Consider the following 2,716-nt stretch of genomic DNA (forward strand, 5'->3'; position numbering starts at 1 on the left):
TCTTATATTTCTCGCATCAATGAATAGACTTTGGGTTCTGAGCATATTTACCTCTAAGGATTATTTAATTGAATTAGTCTTCATCGCAACAGCGTTAATCTTCACGTCTAAATCAGCACCATCATTGTGATTAGTGATGGTAATTGTTATTTCTAGTTTATCGGTCATATCTAATATCTCCGGTTAATGCCTGTTTTACTTCGCCACCTCACGCCGTGGTGGTATCTTGGTGGCATTTAATCAACCAAGGACTTGAAACTCATGGAAAACCCTCTATCTAAACTTGCACTCGATACTTGGTACAAAGTAATGATTTCACTCTGCACCATCGTTTTTCTTAGCGCAGGTGCCGGACTGCTCCCCAATCTTCCCAGCAAGCCCACCTTGCTGATTTCGCTTGGTGGCATTCTTCTTGGTTGTGGTGAATGGAAGAACCATCCACTTAGAACGCAAATTCAAGAAGTATGGGGCCAGCGCTTTCTTGGTTCTGGATATAAAAGAGCATTCAGCCTTACTGGAACTATTCTTTGCTTGATCGGCATTTATCTTATCTACAAGGGTCTGAGGGATTTGATTTAGGTCGAAATCACACCGTGGACACTTGTCATAGAGTGGTTTAACCGACCAACCAGCAGGAAGAATAAATATCCTTTGCTCAAGTTTATTACTGTCTTCTTTGCTGATTTTCATTCCAGTTACTCCGTGCTGTTCATTATATTCAACCATATGGTCGTTATTAGGTGCGGGGCTGGGTGGTGTTATTTAATTCTGATATTAAGTCAGAATAAACACCGTTAATATTATCTTCAAGAACCCAAAGTATATTCTCTTCCGTCTCAGCACTAACTTGCCCCTTAATAAGGCTATACACCTCTAGGACGGCCTTTACTTTACCGCACTTGGCTTTCAATCTATCTAGAGTAGAATTAATCATAATAGCCCCTGAATGGTTTGTTTTTATTAATACTGGTTTTGCTGGAGTGATTTAAAGGTAACTAAAGTATCATTGCGCGTCAAGAGATTATGATACTTTATTTTCTATTGAGGGCAAAAAAATACCGGGGAACCCCGGCATCATCATGAAAAGTAAAGTTAAAAAATATCCCATCTCGCATCAACAACGACGCCAATGATCTCACAGTCGTAATTTAGCTCTATCATGGGATATTGTGGATTGAGAGGCTTTAAGAATTCCCTACCCATATCAGTGACATACTTTTTAAATGTAATTTCTCCTGATGACTTTAATTGCGCTATTACGTAGCAATTAGGGTGAGGATCTTTTTCTGGATTGATAAGTATGGACATCCCCTCAGGAAAGGTGACCCCTTGCGGCGACGTCATTGAGTCACCCTTTATCTCCAGCCAAAAACCTCTTTCACCGGCATACTTAACGGAATCATGCCAATTTTCAATATCATACATGTCGTAATTATCCCCGAATTGAGCGAAGCGCCCCGCTTGAACCCAATTTAGCTTTGGATAACTGTATCGATAATTTGGTTGCGTACTATTCGCAACATTTTCATCCCATACTTTTGGTGATGGTTTTGATACATCAGGTGAGCCTAAGCCGGTTTGTAACCACTGCGGGTCGCACACAAGGGCTTGAGCTATCTTGAATAGTGTATTGCTATTGAAATTCTTCGTCATTCCTAGCTCAGCCTTACTAATCGCAACTCTAGTTACTCCCGCTTTTTTAGCTAACGACTCCTGAGTTAGTTGTAGCTCAGATCTCCTGCTTATTAATCTCTCTGCGAGTGTGGACATGGTAGACCTCCTTTCATCTTAGAAACTAAAGTAACATACAAAATTGATACTTTGGATTCTATGTGCTAATTTTGTTTGATACAATACTTTCCAAAGGAACGCCCATGAGTCTTTATTTAATTCTTAAAGAGAAATTCAAAACTAATTCCGCTATTGGGAGGCGTTTCCCTAAGAAGGGGAAGCCTCGATCCAGTCAGGGCGTTGGTAAATGGAAGTGCCGTGGCGTACCAGAAGACGTGGCGATTCTTTGTCACTTGGATGCTGACATCGCTTATTCGCATGAAGGTATCAGCATTTCCGCACCCATCAAACAGACTAACCCACAACAGGAAGGTAGTGATGAATAACCTAATTAGCAATAAACCATCAATGACCCACAAAGAAATTGCGGGCTTGGTTAATAAGCGCCCGGATAATGTGAAACGAACCATAGAAACACTGGCAGGAAGTGGGGTAATTCGACTCCCTCAAATTGAGGTTTTCGAAGAAATCAATAACTTAGGTCTGACAGTTGCCAGAGAGTATTACGTTTTCGAAGGCGACCAAGGCAAGCGTGACAGCATCGTTGTTGTTGCTCAACTCTGCCCTGAGTTCACCGCAAGTCTAGTTGATCGCTGGCGTGAGCTGGAAGAAGAGCGTTGCCGCCCAAAATCACAGGCTGAACTTATCGCGGCTATGGCTATGGCTAACCTCGAACAAGAGCGCCGCCTGAACCATGTTGAGGATCAGGTTGTGGCCGTGGCTGAAACCATCGAGAAAATCAAACGTGGTTCGGTTCCGGTTGGCTGGGCGGGTTATTCACTGCTTAAGACCAAATCCGGCATGAGCGTCCCCAAGTGCAAGAATCTTGTTAACGCTTACCACGTCCCCACAGACAGCATCACCATCATGACACCTGACGGACAGCCGCGCCCGATGGCTATCGCGTTTGAGGCTGAGTTCATGG

General features: G+C 43.0%; 5 protein-coding genes. 2 read left to right on the forward strand and 3 right to left on the reverse strand.

The features are described from left to right. Positions 1–315 precede the first annotated feature (315 nt). The 3 genes from AEP37_RS23135 to AEP37_RS23145 form a co-directional block, all read right to left on the reverse strand. Positions 316–690 (reverse strand): hypothetical protein, encoded by a 375-nt coding sequence (locus AEP37_RS23135; protein ID WP_049615527.1) that lies wholly within the window; start codon positions 688–690, stop codon positions 316–318. Positions 691–736: 46 nt separating this feature from the next. Next, entirely contained in the window at positions 737–934 is a 198-nt protein-coding gene (locus tag AEP37_RS23140; protein WP_049615528.1) for a hypothetical protein, read from the reverse strand. Positions 935–1,092: 158 nt separating this feature from the next. Further along, complete coding sequence (locus tag AEP37_RS23145) at positions 1,093–1,770, reverse strand: LexA family protein (RefSeq protein WP_049615529.1); 678 nt, start codon at positions 1,768–1,770, stop codon at positions 1,093–1,095. Between the two features lie 104 nt (positions 1,771–1,874). Here AEP37_RS23145 and AEP37_RS23150 point away from each other — a divergent pair, with 104 nt between their 5' ends. Both AEP37_RS23150 and AEP37_RS23155 read left to right on the forward strand, forming a co-directional pair. Further along, complete coding sequence (locus tag AEP37_RS23150) at positions 1,875–2,117, forward strand: hypothetical protein (protein WP_049615530.1); 243 nt, start codon at positions 1,875–1,877, stop codon at positions 2,115–2,117. Next, the coding region (locus AEP37_RS23155; RefSeq protein WP_049615531.1) for a Rha family transcriptional regulator at positions 2,110–2,716 on the forward strand (607 nt) is incomplete at its 3' end. The genes AEP37_RS23150 and AEP37_RS23155, both read left to right, overlap by 8 nt.

Origin of the sequence: Yersinia pekkanenii (assembly GCF_001152565.1) — a bacterium.
Taxonomy (GTDB): domain Bacteria; phylum Pseudomonadota; class Gammaproteobacteria; order Enterobacterales; family Enterobacteriaceae; genus Yersinia; species Yersinia pekkanenii.

Coding starts and splice junctions, on each gene's coding strand:
- AEP37_RS23135 (WP_049615527.1), bottom strand. CDS start 690: ATGAAAATCAGCAAAGAAGACAGTAATAAACTTGAGCAAAGGATATTT.
- AEP37_RS23140 (WP_049615528.1), bottom strand. CDS start 934: ATGATTAATTCTACTCTAGATAGATTGAAAGCCAAGTGCGGTAAAGTA.
- AEP37_RS23145 (WP_049615529.1), bottom strand. CDS start 1,770: ATGTCCACACTCGCAGAGAGATTAATAAGCAGGAGATCTGAGCTACAA.
- AEP37_RS23150 (WP_049615530.1), top strand. CDS start 1,875: ATGAGTCTTTATTTAATTCTTAAAGAGAAATTCAAAACTAATTCCGCT.